Source organism: Pseudomonas mosselii (assembly GCF_003205295.1).
GTDB lineage: Bacteria > Pseudomonadota > Gammaproteobacteria > Pseudomonadales > Pseudomonadaceae > Aquipseudomonas > Aquipseudomonas mosselii_B.
Genome location: NZ_QJRP01000010.1, coordinates 53,703 through 69,517 on the forward strand (window position 1 = coordinate 53,703; position 15,815 = coordinate 69,517).

Below are 15,815 nucleotides of genomic sequence, written 5' to 3' on the forward strand. Positions count from 1 at the left end.
ATGGTTCGATAATCGCACAAAAGTGCGATTATCGGATTGTAACAACCCCGGCAGCCTCCGTAATCTGGGTCCATCGCAGCGACGCCATGGCCCGCTGCTCACTGACTCGACTCGACCTGACCAGGAGTCTCCAATGGCAGCAATCCTCTCGCTTCACGAGGCCGTGAAGCAGTTCATCCAGGATGGCGACAGCGTCGCCCTCGAAGGCTTCACCCATCTGATCCCGACGGCGGCCGGTCACGAGATCATCCGCCAGGGCAAGCGCGACCTGACCTTGGTGCGCATGACCCCGGACCTGATCTACGACCAGCTGATCGGTGCCGGTTGCGCGCGCAAGCTGATCTTCTCCTGGGGCGGCAACCCCGGCGTCGGTTCGCTGCATCGGCTGCGCGACGCGGTGGAGAAGCAGTGGCCGCACGCCATCGAGATCGAGGAACACAGCCACGCCGACCTGGCCAACGCCTATGTCGCCGGCGCCTCCGGCCTGCCGTTCGCGGTGCTGCGTGCTTACGCCGGCTCCGACCTGCCCAAGGTCAATCCGCTGATCAAGAGCGTCACCTGCCCGTTCACCGGCGAAGTGCTTGCCGCCGTGCCGTCGGTGCGCCCGGACGTCACCGTGATCCATGCGCAGAAGGCCGACCGCAAGGGCAACGTGCTGCTGTGGGGCATCCTCGGCGTGCAGAAGGAGGCGGCCCTGGCGGCCAAGCGCTGCATCGTCACCGTCGAGGAGATCGTCGATGAGCTGAATGCGCCGATGAACGCCTGCGTCCTGCCGGCCTGGGCGCTCAGCGCGGTGTGCCTGGTGCCCGGCGGCGCCCACCCGTCCTACGCCCACGGCTACTACGAGCGCGACAACCGCTTCTACCAGGCCTGGGACCCGATCGCCCGCAACCGTGAGTCGTTCACCGCCTGGGTCGACACCTTCATCCGTGGCACCCGGGACTTCCCCGAATTCCAGGCCAAGCTGGCCAGCACCGCGGAGGCCGCGCAATGAGCTACTCCACTTCCGAAATGATGACCGTCGCGGCGGCCCGTCGCCTGCGCAACGGTGCCGTGTGCTTCGTCGGCATCGGCCTGCCGTCCAAGGCCGCCAACCTGGCACGCCTGACCTCGTCGCCCGATGTCGTGTTGATCTACGAGTCCGGCCCGATCGGCGCCAAGCCGAGTGTGTTGCCGCTGTCCATCGGTGACGGCGAGCTGGCCGAGACCGCCGACACCGTGGTGCCGACCGGCGAGATCTTCCGCTACTGGCTGCAGGGCGGGCGCATCGACGTCGGTTTCCTCGGCGCGGCCCAGGTCGACCGCTTCGGTAACATCAACACCACGGTGGTCGGCGACTACCACGCGCCGAAGACTCGCTTGCCGGGCGCCGGCGGTGCACCGGAGATCGCCGGTTCCGCCAAGCAGGTGTTGATCATCCTCAAGCAGTCGCCGCGCGCCTTCGTCGACAAGCTCGACTTCATCACCTCGGTCGGCCACGGCGAAGGCGGCGACTCGCGCAAGCGCCTTGGCCTGCCCGGCGAGGGGCCGGTCGGCATCATCACCGACCTGTGCATCCTGGAGCCGGAAGCGGGCACCCATGAATTCGTGGTCACATCGATCCACCCGGGCGTGACTCGCGAGCAGATCGTTGCCGCCACCGGGTGGGCGATCCGCTTCGCCGACGACGTGCAGCAGACCGCGGCACCCAGCGATGTCGAGCTGTCCGCCCTGCGCGACCTCGAAGCGCGCACCGCCGCCGCCCATGGCCAGACGGCAGGAGAAGCCTGATGCGTGACGTCTTTATCTGCGACGCCATCCGCACCCCCATTGGCCGCTTCGGCGGCGCCTTGGCCAGTGTGCGCGCCGACGACCTGGCGGCGGTGCCGCTCAAGGCGCTGGTCGAGCGCAATCGGCAGGTGCAGTGGGAACTGCTCGACGAAGTGTTCCTCGGCTGCGCCAACCAGGCCGGCGAGGACAACCGCAACGTGGCGCGCATGGCGCTGCTGTTGGCCGGCCTGCCGCAGAGCATTCCCGGTGTGACCCTCAACCGCCTGTGCGCCTCGGGCATGGACGCCATTGGCAGTGCTTTCCGCGCCATCGCCAGTGGCGAGATGGAGCTGGCCATCGCCGGTGGCGTCGAGTCGATGTCCCGCGCGCCGTTCGTGATGGGCAAGGCCGAGAGCGGTTACTCGCGCAACATGAAGCTCGAGGACACCACCATCGGCTGGCGCTTCGTCAACCCGTTGATGGAGGCGCAGCATGGCGTGGACTCGATGCCCGAGACCGCCGACAACGTCGCTGAGGACTACCAGGTGTCGCGCGCCGACCAGGATGCCTTCGCCCTGCGCAGCCAGCAGAAGGCCGCCGCCGCGCAGGCTGCCGGTTACTTCGCCGAAGAGATCGTGCCGGTGCGTATCGCCCACAAGAAAGGCGAGACGGTGGTCGAGCAGGATGAGCATCTGCGCCCGGACACCACGCTGGAGGCGCTGAACAGGCTCAAACCGGTCAATGGCCCTGACAAGACGGTTACCGCAGGCAATGCCTCGGGCGTCAACGATGGCGCCGCTGCATTGATCCTGGCCTCGGCCGAGGCGGTGAAAAAGCATGGCCTGACGCCACGCGCCCGGGTGCTGGGCATGGCCAGTGCCGGCGTGGCGCCGCGGGTGATGGGCATCGGCCCGGTGCCGGCGGTGCGCAAGCTGACCGAGCGGCTGGGTGTGGCGGTGGCGGATTTCGATGTCATCGAGCTCAACGAGGCGTTTGCCAGCCAGGGGCTGGCGGTGCTGCGCGAGCTGGGCTTGGCGGACGATGCGCCGCAGGTCAATCCCAACGGCGGTGCGATCGCCCTGGGGCACCCGCTGGGCATGAGCGGGGCGCGCCTGGTGCTGACGGCGCTGCATCAGCTGGAGAAGAGTGGCGGGCGCAAGGGGCTGGCGACCATGTGTGTGGGCGTCGGGCAAGGGTTGGCGCTGGCCATCGAGCGGGTCTGATCGGTGCCGGCCTCTTCGCGGGTAAACCCGCTCCCACAGGGAACCACGTACCTCCTGTGGGAGCGGGTTTACCCGCGAAGAGGCCGGATCGGTAAGACACGAGGCTAATGGTCAATGCTGTGGCGGAACGAGATTGTTACTGGGTATGTCTAGACTTTGCAGTGACCTCCCAGGAGTAAAAACACCATGACTTCCAGCTATTACACCGGCGAAGAACGCAGCAAGCGGATCTTCGCCATCGTCGGCGCCTCGTCGGGCAACCTGGTCGAATGGTTCGACTTCTATGTCTATGCCTTCTGCGCGATCTACTTCGCCCCGGCCTTCTTCCCCTCCGACGACCCCACGGTGCAGTTGCTCAACACCGCCGGTGTGTTCGCCGCAGGCTTCCTGATGCGCCCCATCGGTGGCTGGATCTTCGGCCGCCTGGCCGACCGCCACGGGCGCAAGAATTCGCTGATGATCTCGGTGCTGATGATGTGCGGCGGTTCGCTGATCATCGCCTGCCTGCCCACCTACGCCAGCATCGGCGCCTGGGCGCCGGCGCTGCTGCTCCTGGCGCGGCTGATCCAGGGCCTGTCGGTGGGCGGCGAGTACGGCACCACCGCCACTTACATGAGCGAAGTGGCCTTGCGCGGCCAGCGCGGCTTCTTCGCCTCGTTCCAGTACGTCACCCTGATCGGCGGGCAGTTGTTGGCGGTGCTGGTGGTGGTGATCCTGCAGCAATTGCTGAGCGAGGATGAGCTGCGCGCGTATGGCTGGCGCATCCCGTTCGTGGTCGGCGCCATCGCTGCGCTGATCTCGCTGATGCTGCGTCGCTCGCTGAAGGAGACCAGCAGCGCCGAGACCCGCCAGGACAAGGAGGCCGGCACCATCCGCGGCCTGTTCCGCAACCATGCCGCCGCCTTTGTCACGGTATTGGGCTACACCGCCGGTGGCTCGCTGATCTTCTACACCTTCACCACCTACATGCAGAAGTATCTGGTCAACACCGCCGGCATGAACGCAAAGAGCGCCAGTTTCGTGATGACCGGCGCGCTGTTCCTGTTCATGATCCTGCAGCCGGTGTTCGGCATGCTCTCCGACCGCATTGGCCGGCGCAATTCGATGTTGCTGTTTGGCGCCCTTGGGACGCTCTTCACCGTGCCGCTGCTGATGGCGCTGAAGACCGTGAGCAGCCCGTTCATGGCCTTCGTGCTGGTGAGCCTGGCGCTGTGCATCGTCAGCTTCTACACCTCCATCAGCGGCCTGGTGAAGGCCGAGATGTTCCCCCCGCAGGTCCGTGCGTTGGGGGTGGGCCTGGCCTACGCGGTGGCCAACGCGGTGTTCGGAGGTTCCGCCGAATACGTGGCACTGGGCTTGAAAACCTTGGGGATGGAGAACACCTTCTACTGGTACGTGACCGCCATGATGGCAGTGGCCTTCCTGTTCAGCTTGCGCCTGCCCAAGCAGGCGGCCTACCTGCACCATGATCATTAAGGACGTTGCATGAGCAACCAACTGTTCGATGCCTACTTCACCGCGCCGGCCATGCGCGAGATCTTCTCCGACCGTGGCCGGCTGCAGGGTATGCTCGATTTCGAGGCCGCCCTGGCCCGCGCCGAGGCAGGCGCAGGGTTGGTGCCGCACACCGCGGTGAGCGCCATCGAGGCGGCCTGCAAGGCCGAGCGCTATGACGTGCGTGCCTTGGCCGATGCCATCGCCATTGCCGGCAACTCGGCGATTCCGCTGGTCAAGGCCCTGGGCAAGGTGGTCGCCAGCGGCGTGCCCGAGGCCGAGCGCTACGTGCACCTGGGCGCAACCAGTCAGGATGCGATGGACAGCGGCCTGGTGCTGCAACTGCGTGAAGCCCTGGCGCTGATCGACCGCGACCTCGGCAAGCTGGCCGACACCCTGGCCCGCCAGGCGCTGCAGCATGCCGACACGCCGCTGGTGGGGCGTACCTGGCTGCAGCATGCGACGCCAGTGACGCTGGGGATGAAGCTGGCCGGTGTACTTGGCGCCCTGACCCGTCATCGCCAGCGCCTCAAGGAACTGCGCCCGCGCCTGCTGGTGCTGCAGTTCGGCGGCGCCTCCGGCAGCCTGGCGGCGCTGGGCAGCAAGGCCTTGCCGGTGGCCGAGGCCCTGGCCGCGCAGTTGAAGCTGTCCTTGCCCGAACAGCCGTGGCACACCCAGCGGGACCGCCTGGTGGAGTTCGCCTCGGTACTGGGCCTGGTCGCCGGCAGCCTGGGCAAGTTCGGCCGGGATGTCAGCCTGCTGATGCAGACCGAAGCGGGCGAGTTGTTCGAACCCGGCGCGCCGGGCAAGGGCGGATCCTCGACCATGCCGCACAAGCGCAACCCGGTGGGCGCGGCGGTGCTGATCGGTGCCGCCACCCGCGTGCCGGGGCTGGTCTCGACCTTGTTCACCGCGATGCCCCAGGAGCACGAGCGCAGCCTCGGCCTGTGGCATGCCGAATGGGAAACACTGCCGGAAATCTGCTGCCTGGTCTCCGGCGCCCTGCGCCAGGCCCAGCTGATAGCCGAGGGCATGGAGGTGGACGCCGCACGCATGCGCCGCAACCTGGACCTGACCCAGGGCCTGGTGCTGGCCGAGGCGGTCAGTATCGTGCTCGCCCAGCGCCTGGGGCGCGAGCGTGCCCATCACCTGCTGGAGCAATGCTGCCAGCGCGCCGTGGCCGAGGGGCGTCATTTGCGTGCCGTGCTGGGCGACGAGCCGCAGGTCAGCGGCGAACTGTCCGCCGACGAACTCGACCGCCTGCTCGACCCGGCCCATTACCTCGGCCAGGCCCGCGTCTGGGTGGCGCGCGCCGTGGCCGAACATCAACGATTCACTGCCTGAAGGGAGACCGCTGTGGCGCACCTGCAACTGGCCGATGGCGCATTGCATTACCAACTCGACGGTCCGGACGATGCGCCGGTGCTGGTCCTGTCCAACTCGCTGGGTACCGACCTGCACATGTGGGATGCGCAGATCCCGGCCTGGGCCGAACATTTTCGTGTGCTGCGCTACGACACCCGGGGGCATGGCGGTTCGCTGGTCACCGAAGGCCCCTACAGCATCGAGCAGTTGGGTGGCGATGTGCTGGCCCTGCTTGATGCCCTGGATATCGAAAAGGCCCACTTCATCGGCCTGTCCATGGGCGGCCTGATCGGTCAGTGGCTGGGCATCAACGCAGGCAGCCGCCTGCTCAGCCTGGCGCTGTGCAACACGGCGGCGAAGATCGCCAGTGACGAAGTCTGGAACACCCGCATCGACACCGTGCTCGCGGGGGGCCGGCAGGCCATGGCCGATTTGCGCGATGCCTCCATCGCCCGCTGGTTCACCCCGGCGTTCGCCGCCGCCGAACCGGAGCGTACCCTGCGCATCTGCCAGATGCTGGCGCAGACCTCGCCGGAGGGCTACGCGGCCAATTGCGCCGCGGTGCGCGATGCCGATTTCCGTGACCAGCTCAACCATATCCAGGTGCCGACCCTGATTGTCGCCGGTAGCGCCGATGCGGTGACCACCCCCGAGCACGGTCGCTTCATGCAGGCCGGCATCCTCGGCGCCGAGTACGTCGAGTTCGCGGCGGCGCACCTGTCCAATGTCGAGATCGGCGCGCCGTTCAGCCGCCGTGTGCTCGACTTCCTGTCGAGCCGTTGAGGAGAACACCGTGGACGAGAAACAACGCTACGAGGCGGGCATGCAGGTACGCCGTGCGGTGCTGGGCGACGCCCATGTCGACCGCAGCCTGGAGAAGCTCAACGACTTCAACGGCGAGTTCCAGGAGATGATCACCCGGCATGCCTGGGGCGATATCTGGACGCGCCCCGGCCTGGCGCGCCATACCCGCAGCCTGATCACCATCGCCATGCTGATCGGCATGAACCGCAATGAAGAGCTCAAGCTGCACCTGCGTGCCGCCGCCAACAATGGCGTGACGCGCGAGGAGATCAAGGAAGTGATCATGCAGAGCGCGATCTACTGTGGGATCCCTGCGGCCAATGCCACGTTCCACTTGGCCGAGTCGGTGTGGGATGAGTTGGGGGTGGAGTCGCGCACCCAGGTGACTTGAGAGATTGCCGGGGCTGCTGCGCAGCCCATCGCGACACAAGGCCGCTCCCACATGGACCGTGCTAAGCCTGAGCTTCACTCCAAACCTGCAGGCGCCAGCTCTACAAAGAAGACAGTTGCTCCCACAGGGTTTGCACAGGCCTGTGGGAGCGGCCTTGTGTCGCGATGGGGCGCGCAGCGGCCCCAGAATCTCCTGGTCAGATCGCTGCTTTCTTGTGGCGGATGGCCACCGGCCCGGCATTGGCCTCCACGGCCTTTTTCAGCTCAGGGCACAGGCCGGCCATGAACGCCAGCTCCGCCACCACGAACAGCGGCCCGATGATCAGCCCGCTCAGGTCATCGACGAACGCCGGCTTGCGTCCTTCATACCAATGGCCGACGAACTGGATGATCCAGCCCACCACGAACGCCCCCAGCCCGGCGCTCAGCCACAGCCCGGTGCTCTGCACGGCCAGCGCCTGGCCGGCCCACAGGCACAGCCCCAGCAGCAGGCCCATCACCAGCCCGAAGCGCAGGTCCAGGCGCAGGTAGAACCATACCGACCAGCCCGCCAGCAGCAGGGCTGGCGACAGCCAGACGCCGGCCAGGTCCCAGCCGGGGCGCGACAGCAGGATGGTCACAGCCAGCACGATCAGCGGAATGCCGATGAAGTGGGTGGCGATGTTGCGTGGATCGCGGTGGTAGGCCGCGTATTGACTCAGGTGCTCGACGAGGTTTTTCATTGTTGTTCCTCCATCAGGGGTGAGCGCAGCTTGCCCCTGTTCAGTCACCGTCGTCTGTCGCCTGGCCGACAGAGTTCGTTTTGCGAGGCGCCATGCACGACCCGCGTACCCAGCTGCTGCATGGCCAGTGGTTCCGGCAATTGCCCGCTACCGTTCAGGATAGCCTGCTGGCCCTGGGCCGTGCGCGTGAGCTGGCGCCGGGGCAATGCCTGTTCCAGCGCGGCGATGCGCCCTGTGGCCTGTATGCGGTGCTGGAGGGGGCGATGCGGGTCGGCGCGGTCAGCAGCGAGGGCAAGGAGGCGTTATTGACGTTGGTCGAGTCGCCCCACTGGTTTGGCGAGATCAGCTTGTTCGATGGCCAGCCGCGTACCCACGACGCCTATGCCGAAGGGCCGACGCGCCTGCTGTGGATCCCCCAGGCGCCGCTGCTCGAGTGGCTGGCGCGCGAGCCTGTGCATTGGCGCGACCTGGCCTTGCTGATGAGCCACAAGTTGCGCTGGGTGTTCGTTGCCCTGGAGCAGCAGAGCCTGCTGGCCGCCGCGCCGCGGGTGGCCCAGCGTCTGCTGCAGATGGCCGAAGGTTACGGCGAGCGTGATGTCGCCCAGTGGCGGCTGCAGGTGTCCCAGGAACAGCTGGCCCTGATGTTGTCGCTGTCGCGCCAGACCATCAACCAAATCCTCAAGAGCCTCGAGCAGTCCGGCGTGGTGCGCCTGGGTTATGGCGAGGTGGAGATTGTCGATGCCCGGCGCCTGCGGGCGATGGGGCAGCATCCAGGCTGACCAGGGTATCGATCATCGCCCGCGCCGCCGGCGACAGGCGATAGCCGCTGCGGCTGATCACCCCGCAGCGCACGCTGAGCACCTCCAGGCCCGGCGGCAGGTTGCGCCAGTGCAGGCGCACCAGGTGGCCGGCGGCCAGGTCTTCGGCCACCGCCTCCTCGCTGGCCGTGCCGATGGCGTCGCTGGCCAGTACCACGCTGCGCAGCACCGCCAGGTGCTCGGTCTGCAGGTGTGGAGTGAAGTCGCTGCGTCCACTGAGGTTGGCCAGGCGCTTGCGTACGCCCGGCGTGAGCAGCGCGCTGGCCAGGGGGTAAGCGAACAGGTCGTTGGTCGACAGGCTGTCCTTGGCCAGCAATGGGTGACCCGGGCGGCAGAAGAACAGGCCGGGGCGCGGGGTCAGCGCTTCGGTGTGGAAGTTCGGATCGGCCTCGAAGGGGCGCACGTCATCGACGAAGAACTCGATCTGCTCTCGCCGCAGCGCCTGGCCCAGGCGTTCGGCGTTGTCCACCAGCAGCGCGGTGCGGATGCCTGGGTGGCGATCGATGAACTGTTGCAGGGCCTGGGGCACCAGGCGCACGGCCAGGGCCGGGCCACTGCCGAAATGCAGTTCGCCGGCGTCGAGCTTGGTCATCTGCAGTACTTCGTTGTTCAACTGCGCGGCGCCTTGTACCAGGCGGCGGGCGTGTTGCAGTACCACCTGCCCCTCGGGGGTAGGGGGCAGTGACTTGTTGGCGCGATCGACCAAGGCGCAGCCGAAGGTCTGCTCGAGGTTCTGGATGGCGCGGCTGAAGGCGGGTTGGGTGATGCCCATGGCTTCGGCGGCGCGGACGAAACTGCGGTATTCGGTGAGGGCGATGAAATAGCGCAGTTGGCGGAGGTCCATGCTCGGGCTCTGGTGCGGGGATCAGGGCTCGTTTTTAGCGGGTTGCCATATATAACGTCAAAGAATGTTATTTGATTTATATATTCCTTTAGATTCTTTATTGTGGCCACCGGCCTCTTCGCGGGTAAACCCGCTCCCACAGGTATAACACTGGACTCCAAGGCTGTGCTGTCCCTGTGGGAGCGGGTTTACCCGCGAAGAGGCCAGACCTGCTAAAGCAGGTTCAGCGGATAACTGACGATCAACCGGTTCTCGTCGAACGCATTGCTGCTAAAGTCCCTGCGCATGGTCGAGTTTCGCCATTTCACCGACAGGTCCTTGAACGTCCCGGCCTGCACCACATAGGCCAGCTCGGTCTCGCGGGCCCACTCCTTGCCATCGTCCACCCCGCCGGTATGCACGTTGTCACCCTTGATATAGCGGTTCATCAGGGTCAGCCCGGGGATGCCCACGGTGACGAAGTTGAAGTCATGGCGCACCTGCCAGGAGCGCTCCTTGGTGTTGTCGAAGCTGGCGTTGTAGCTATCGTTGGCCAGGGTGCCGCCGCTGGTGCCGTTGACCCGCATCCAGGCGTCGTCGCCACTGACCTTCTGCAGGCCGACGTAGAAGGTGTGGCCCTGGTACCGCGCCGAGAGCATGGCCGAGGCGGTGCGGTTGTCGAGGTCGCCGGCGCGGGCGCTGCCGTCTTCCTTGCCGAGGAAGTAGCCCAGGTTGGCGCCCAGGGTCCAGTCGCCCAAGGGTTGGCTGTGCACCAGGTTCAGGTACTGCTGGCGGTAGATGTCCTTGAGGCGGGCGTCCCACAGGCCGACCATGGTGCGCTTGTCGTTGAAACTGTATTCGCCACCGGCGAAGTCGAAGCGGTCGGAGGTGATGCCGGCGCGTCCCTGCATGAACATGTCTTCCATGCTCGCGTCGTTGCGCGGGCTGTTGCCGCGGAACTGGCCGGCATAGAGGGTCAGGCCGTCGAGCTCCTTGGAGGTGAGCTGGCCGCCGCGGAAGGTCTGCGGCAACGAGCGGCCATCGTCCGAACGCAGGATCGGCAGCACCGGCATCCACTCGCCGACCTTGAGTTCGGTCTGCGACAGGCGCGTCTTCAATGCCACGCCCAGGCGGCCGAAATCATCAGCCGGGCGACCATCGTCATGCACCGGCAGCAGGTGAGTGCCGGCCGTGCCCTTGCCGCCATCAAGCTTGACCGAGTACAGGCCCAGCACGTCGACACCGAAGCCGACGGTGCCCTGGGTGAAGCCGGAACGGGCGTCGAGGATGAAGCTCTGGGTCCATTCCTCGGCCTTGCCCTGGGGATTGGCCGGGTCGACGAAGTTGCGGTTGATGTAGAAGTTGCGCAGGTTGAGGCTGGCCTTGGCGTCTTCCAGAAAACCGCTTTCGGCGGCGATGGCGGGCAAGGCGCAGGACAGGGCCAACAGGCCCGGCAGCAGCTGGCGTGCGGGTTGCAAAGTGCTCATCTGTCGTGGATCTCTTGTTTTTATTGGGCGAGCCGGTGCGCTGCGGGTGCGGGCCGCAGGGTCGGGCGTCTTTTGAGAGAGCTTGTGCAACGTTGCGTGGGCGATGGTGCGGGGGAGGGTGGGGGCGAGGCAATTCGTGGAACGCGGAATGGGGCGATTATCGAACCATATGTTGGCGCTGGTAGCCGGTGCAGGCTGTGCTGGCCCTTTCGCGGGTAAACCCGCTCCCACAGGACGCTGTATTCCCCCTGTGGGAGCGGGTTTACCCGCGAAAGGGCCCTGGCAGTCAGCCAAAAAACAAAAAGCCCACCGCAAGGGTGGGCTTGATGCGTTACCGGTCCAATCAGCCTTTCGGCGTCTGGATCGAGGCCTGCTGCTGGGTCTGCTCGTACCAGCCGCCACCGAGGGCCTTGTACAGGTTGACCTCGCTGACCAGCTGCGACAGGCGATCGCCGATCAGCGACTGCTGGGCGCTGAACAGGTTGCGCTGGGCGTCGAGGAAGGTCAGGTTGCTGTCGATACCGATGCGGTAGCGACGCTCGGCCAGGCGGTAGTAGTCCTGGTTCGCCGCCACCAGGTCGCGTTGCGCCTGCAGTTGCTCTTCGAACGTCTTGCGTGCGGCCAGGCCATCGGCGACTTCCTGGAAGGCGGTCTGGATGGTCTTCTCGTACTTGGCGACGTTGATGTCCTTCTGGATCTTCGAGTAGTCCAGGCTGGCCTTGAGGCTGCCGGCGTTGAAGATCGGCAGGTTGATCTGCGGCTGGAACAGCCAGGTGCCCGAACCGCCCTTGAACAGCCCGCCCATGTCCGGGCTCAGGGTGCCGGCGTTGGCGGTCAGGCTGATGCTCGGGAAGAACGCCGCGCGGGCGGCGCCGATATTGGCGTTGGCGGCCTTGAGCAGGTGCTCGGCCTCCTGGATGTCCGGACGGCGTTGCAGGATGTCGGACGGCAGGCCCGCCGGCACTTCGGCCAGTTGGTCGGCATTGAGCTCCAGCGGCTTGGGCAGGGTGGCCGGCACGCCGGTGCCTACCAGCACGGTGAGGCTGTTAAGGTCCTGGGCGACCAGGCGCTGGTACTGCGACAGCTTGACCCGCGCGCCTTCGACGGCGGTGCGGGCCTGGCTCAGGTCCAGCGCCGACGCCACGCCCACCTCATTGCTGCGGCGGGTCAGGTTGTAGCTCTCTTCGTACGTCTTGAGTGTTTCTTCGGTCAGCTTCAGCAGCGCCTGGTCGGCCTGCCAGGTGTAGTAGGCGTTGGCCACGCTGGCCACCAGGCTGATCTGCGTGGAGCGACGCGCCTGCTCGCTGGACAGGTAGGTTTCCAGGGCCTGCTGGGTCAGGCTGCGCACACGGCCGAACAGGTCCAGCTCATAGGCGCTGACACCGAGGGTGGCCGAGTACTGGCTGCTGATGGTGGATTCGCCGGTCTGCGACATGTTGGCCGGCATCCGCTGGCGGCTGCCGCTGCCATTGGCCGATACCGCCGGCAGCAGGTCGGCGCGCTGGATACGGTACTGGGCGCGGTAGGCGTCGATGTTCAACGCCGCGACGCGCAGGTCGCGGTTGTTCTCCAGCGAAGTCTGGATCAGCTGCTGCAGCGCCGGATCGTGGAAGAACTGGCGCCAGCCTTGCTCGGCCGCGGCGACGTTGGCCGACTCGGTCGGCGAGTACGCAGGGCCTTGCGGCCACTGCGCAGCCACCGGCGCTTCCGGCGTCTGGTAGTCGGGAATCAGCGAGCAGCCGCCGAGGATGAAAGCGGTTACCGCCAGGGACAACAAAGACTTGGTCATTGCCCAGCCTCATAACGTGGAGTTTCAGGGGTGGCGTGTTCTTTCGGCTCTTTGCTGCCGAACAGCGACGACACTGCGACGAAGAATAGCGGTACCCAGAAGATCGCCAGCACGGTCGCACTGATCATGCCGCCGATCACACCGGTACCGATGGCGTGCTGGCTGCCCGCGCCGGCGCCGCTGGCGATGGTCAACGGTACCACGCCGAGGATGAACGCCAGCGAGGTCATGATGATCGGGCGCAGACGCATGCGGCACGCCTCGATCGCCGCGTCGTACAGGCTGCGGCCTTGCTCGTGCAGCTCCTTGGCGAACTCGACGATCAGGATGGCGTTCTTCGCCGCCAGGCCGATCGTGGTCAGCAGGCCGACCAGGAAGTACACGTCGTTGGACAACCCGCGCAGGCTGGTGGCGAGCAGGGCACCGATCATGCCCAGCGGTACCACGAGCACGACCGCGATCGGGATCGACCAGCTTTCGTACAGCGCCGCCAGGCACAGGAACACGAACAGCACAGAGAGGGCGAACAGCGCCGGCATCTGCGAACCGGAGAGTTTTTCCTCGTAGGACATGCCGGTCCAGGAGTAGCCGATGCCGGTTGGCAGTTCGCCGGCGATGCGTTCGACTTCGGCCATGGCCTCACCGGTACTGTAGCCCGGGGCCGGGGTACCGAGGATCTCGACCGCTTCCACGCCGTTGTAGCGTGACAGCTTGGGCGAACCGTAGCTCCACTCGCCCTTGGCGAAGGAGGAGAACGGCACCATCTCGCCCTTGCCGTTGCGCACGTACCACTTCTGCAGGTCTTCCGGGCTCATCCGCGAGTTCGGCTCGCCCTGGATGTAGACCTTCTTGACCCGACCACGGTCGATGAAGTCGTTGACGTAGCTACCGCCCAGGGCGATCGACAGGGTGTTGTTGATGTCGGCGATGGTCACGCCCAGGGCACTGGCGCGTTCGTCGTCGATGGTCAACTGGTACTGCGGCTCGTCGTTCAGGCCGTTCGGACGCACGGCGCTGAGGATCTTGCTCTGCGCGGCCTTGGCCAGGAACTGGTTGCGCGCTTCCATCAGTTTTGCATGGCCGACGCCGGCGCGGTCCTGGAGGAACACGTCGAAGCCAGTGGCGTTACCCAGTTCGAGCACTGCCGGCGGGGCGAAGGCGAACACCATCGCATCGCGGAAGCTGAAGAAGTGCATCTGCGCGCGCTGGGCGAGGGCGAACACGCTGTTCTCCTTCGAGCGCTCGCCCCATGGCTTGAGCATGATGAACGCCATGCCCGAACTCTGGCCACGACCGGCGAAGTTGAAGCCGTTGACGGTGAACACCGATGCCACGGTGTCGGCTTCCTTGTCGAGCAGGTACTCGCGCATCTGGTCGACCACCACCTGGGTGCGCTCGGCACTGGAGCCGGCCGGGGTCTGCACCTGGGCGAACAGCACGCCTTGGTCTTCCTCGGGCAGGAACGCGGTGGGGATACGGGCGAACAGCCAGATCATGCCGACCACGATCAGGGCGTAGGCCAGCAGGAACGGGATCTTGTTGCGCAGGATGGTGCCGACGCTACGCTCGTAGCCGACGACGCTGCGGTCGAAGTTGCGGTTGAACCAGCCGAAGAAGCCGCGCTTGGCCACATGGTGCTCACCCTTCTTCAGCGGCTTGAGCATGGTGGCGCACAGGGCCGGGGTGAAGATCAGCGCCACCAGCACCGACAGGCCCATGGCCGAGACGATGGTGATGGAGAACTGGCGATAGATCACACCGGTGGAACCGCCGAAGAAGGCCATCGGCAGCAGTACCGCCGACAGCACCAGGGCGATACCCACCAGGGCGCCCTGGATCTGCTCCATGGAGCGCTTGGTCGCCTCCTTGGGCGGCAACCCTTCCTCGGACATCACCCGCTCGACGTTCTCCACCACGACGATGGCATCGTCCACCAGCAGGCCGATGGCCAGGACCATGGCGAACATGGTCAGGGTGTTGATGCTGAAGCCGGCGGCGGCAAGGATGCCGAAGGTACCCAGCAACACCACCGGCACGGTCATGGTGGTGATGATGGTGGCGCGGAAGTTCTGCAGGAACAGGTACATCACCAGGAACACCAGGACCACGGCCTCGATCAGGGTGTGGATCACCCCGCTGATCGATTCGGTGACCACCGGCGTGGTGTCATACGGGAACACGGCCTTCACGCCCGGCGGGAAGAACGGCTCCAGGTCGCTGATGGTCGTGCGCAGCGCCTTGGCGGTGTCCAGGGCGTTGGCGCCGGTGGCCAGCTTGACCGCCAGGCCCGAGGCCGGCTTGCCGTTGTACTGGGCGCTGATGGCGTAGTTCTCGCCGCCCAGGCCGACCGTGGCGACATCGCCCAGGCGTACCTGGGAGCCGTCGTTGTTGACCTTGAGCAGGATCTTCTCGAACTGCTCGGCGGTCTGCAGGCGAGTCTTGCCGATGATGGTGGCGTTGAGCTGGGTACCTGGCAGCGCTGGCAGGCCGCCGAGCTGGCCGGACGAGACCTGGACGTTCTGCGCGGCCACGGCGGTGCGCACGTCGACCGGGGTCAGCTGGAACTTGTTCAGCTTGGCCGGATCCAGCCAGATGCGCATGGCGTACTGCGCACCGAACACCTGGAAGTCACCCACGCCTGCGGTCCGCGAGATCGGGTCCTGCATGTTGGAGACGATGTAGTTGGCCAGGTCGTCCTTGCTCATGCTGCCGTCTTCGGACACCAGGCCGATCACCAGCAGGAAGTTCTTCACGGCCTTGGTGACGCGGATACCTTGCTGCTGCACTTCCTGCGGCAACAGCGGGGTGGCCAGGTTCAGCTTGTTCTGGACCTGGACCTGCGCGGTGTCGGAGTTGGTGCCCTGCTCGAAGGTGGCGGTGATGGTCATGCTGCCGTCGGAGTTACTTTCCGACGACACATAACGCAGGTTGTCGATACCGTTGAGCTGCTGCTCGATCACCTGCACCACGGTGTCCTGCACCGTCTGCGCCGAGGCGCCCGGGTAGGTCACGGAGATGGCGATGGCCGGCGGGGCGATGCTCGGGTACTGGTTGATCGGCAGCTTCAGGATCGACAGGGCGCCGACCAGCATGATCACCAGGGCGATCACCCAGGCGAAGATCGGGCGATCGATAAAGAACTTCGACATGG

The 15,815-nt window shown here is 66.0% G+C and carries 13 protein-coding genes; 8 read left to right on the forward strand and 5 right to left on the reverse strand.

The features are described 5' to 3' along the window. Positions 1–133: 133 nt before the first annotated feature. The 7 genes from DMX06_RS12270 to pcaC all read left to right on the forward strand — a co-directional run bounded on the left by DMX06_RS12270 (position 134) and on the right by pcaC (position 7,026). Positions 134–994: a CoA transferase subunit A gene (locus DMX06_RS12270; protein WP_110737382.1), complete on the forward strand. Its 861-nt coding sequence runs from the start codon at positions 134–136 to the stop codon at positions 992–994. Further along, positions 991–1,770: a CoA-transferase subunit beta gene (locus tag DMX06_RS12275; RefSeq protein WP_110737384.1), complete on the forward strand. Its 780-nt coding sequence runs from the start codon at positions 991–993 to the stop codon at positions 1,768–1,770. Before DMX06_RS12270 ends, DMX06_RS12275 begins: the two co-directional genes overlap by 4 nt. Further along, complete coding sequence (gene pcaF, locus DMX06_RS12280; RefSeq protein ID WP_181427817.1) at positions 1,767–2,972, forward strand: 3-oxoadipyl-CoA thiolase; 1,206 nt, start codon at positions 1,767–1,769, stop codon at positions 2,970–2,972. The genes DMX06_RS12275 and pcaF overlap by 4 nt, the downstream gene beginning before the upstream one ends. Positions 2,973–3,158: 186 nt before the next feature. After that, complete coding sequence (locus tag DMX06_RS12285) at positions 3,159–4,448, forward strand: MFS family transporter (protein ID WP_110737388.1); 1,290 nt, start codon at positions 3,159–3,161, stop codon at positions 4,446–4,448. 9 nt (positions 4,449–4,457) lie between these two features. Further along, positions 4,458–5,810: a 3-carboxy-cis,cis-muconate cycloisomerase gene (locus DMX06_RS12290; protein ID WP_110737390.1), complete on the forward strand. Its 1,353-nt coding sequence runs from the start codon at positions 4,458–4,460 to the stop codon at positions 5,808–5,810. Between the two features lie 12 nt (positions 5,811–5,822). Next, positions 5,823–6,614, forward strand: a complete 792-nt coding sequence (pcaD, locus tag DMX06_RS12295; RefSeq protein ID WP_110737392.1) for a 3-oxoadipate enol-lactonase — start codon at positions 5,823–5,825, stop codon at positions 6,612–6,614. Between the two features lie 10 nt (positions 6,615–6,624). Next, a complete protein-coding gene (gene pcaC / locus DMX06_RS12300) occupies positions 6,625–7,026 on the forward strand; it encodes a 4-carboxymuconolactone decarboxylase (protein ID WP_062572960.1) in 402 nt (133 codons plus the stop codon). 196 nt (positions 7,027–7,222) lie between these two features. Here the strand turns inward: pcaC and DMX06_RS12305 are convergent, their stop codons facing one another. Continuing rightward, positions 7,223–7,747, reverse strand: a complete 525-nt coding sequence (locus DMX06_RS12305; protein ID WP_110737395.1) for an Mpo1 family 2-hydroxy fatty acid dioxygenase — start codon at positions 7,745–7,747, stop codon at positions 7,223–7,225. Between the two features lie 92 nt (positions 7,748–7,839). Between DMX06_RS12305 and DMX06_RS12310 the strand changes: the two genes are divergently transcribed. Next, on the forward strand, positions 7,840–8,526 hold the full coding sequence (locus tag DMX06_RS12310; RefSeq protein WP_110737397.1) for a Crp/Fnr family transcriptional regulator: 687 nt from the start codon (positions 7,840–7,842) through the stop codon (positions 8,524–8,526). On the opposite strand, the gene DMX06_RS12315 is transcribed toward DMX06_RS12310, so the two are convergent. The 4 genes from DMX06_RS12315 to ttgB all read right to left on the reverse strand — a co-directional run bounded on the left by DMX06_RS12315 (position 8,426) and on the right by ttgB (position 15,813). Next, positions 8,426–9,409, reverse strand: a complete 984-nt coding sequence (locus DMX06_RS12315) for a LysR family transcriptional regulator (protein ID WP_110737400.1) — start codon at positions 9,407–9,409, stop codon at positions 8,426–8,428. The two genes, DMX06_RS12310 and DMX06_RS12315, sit on opposite strands and share 101 nt — an antisense overlap. A gap of 212 nt (positions 9,410–9,621) precedes the next feature. Further along, entirely contained in the window at positions 9,622–10,875 is a 1,254-nt protein-coding gene (locus DMX06_RS12320) for an OprD family porin (RefSeq protein ID WP_110737402.1), read from the reverse strand. 343 nt (positions 10,876–11,218) lie between these two features. After that, positions 11,219–12,664: an AdeC/AdeK/OprM family multidrug efflux complex outer membrane factor gene (locus tag DMX06_RS12325; protein WP_110737405.1), complete on the reverse strand. Its 1,446-nt coding sequence runs from the start codon at positions 12,662–12,664 to the stop codon at positions 11,219–11,221. Then, a complete protein-coding gene (gene ttgB, locus DMX06_RS12330) occupies positions 12,661–15,813 on the reverse strand; it encodes a multidrug efflux RND transporter permease subunit TtgB (RefSeq protein ID WP_110737407.1) in 3,153 nt (1,050 codons plus the stop codon). Before ttgB ends, DMX06_RS12325 begins: the two co-directional genes overlap by 4 nt. Between the last annotated feature and the right edge of the window lie 2 nt (positions 15,814–15,815).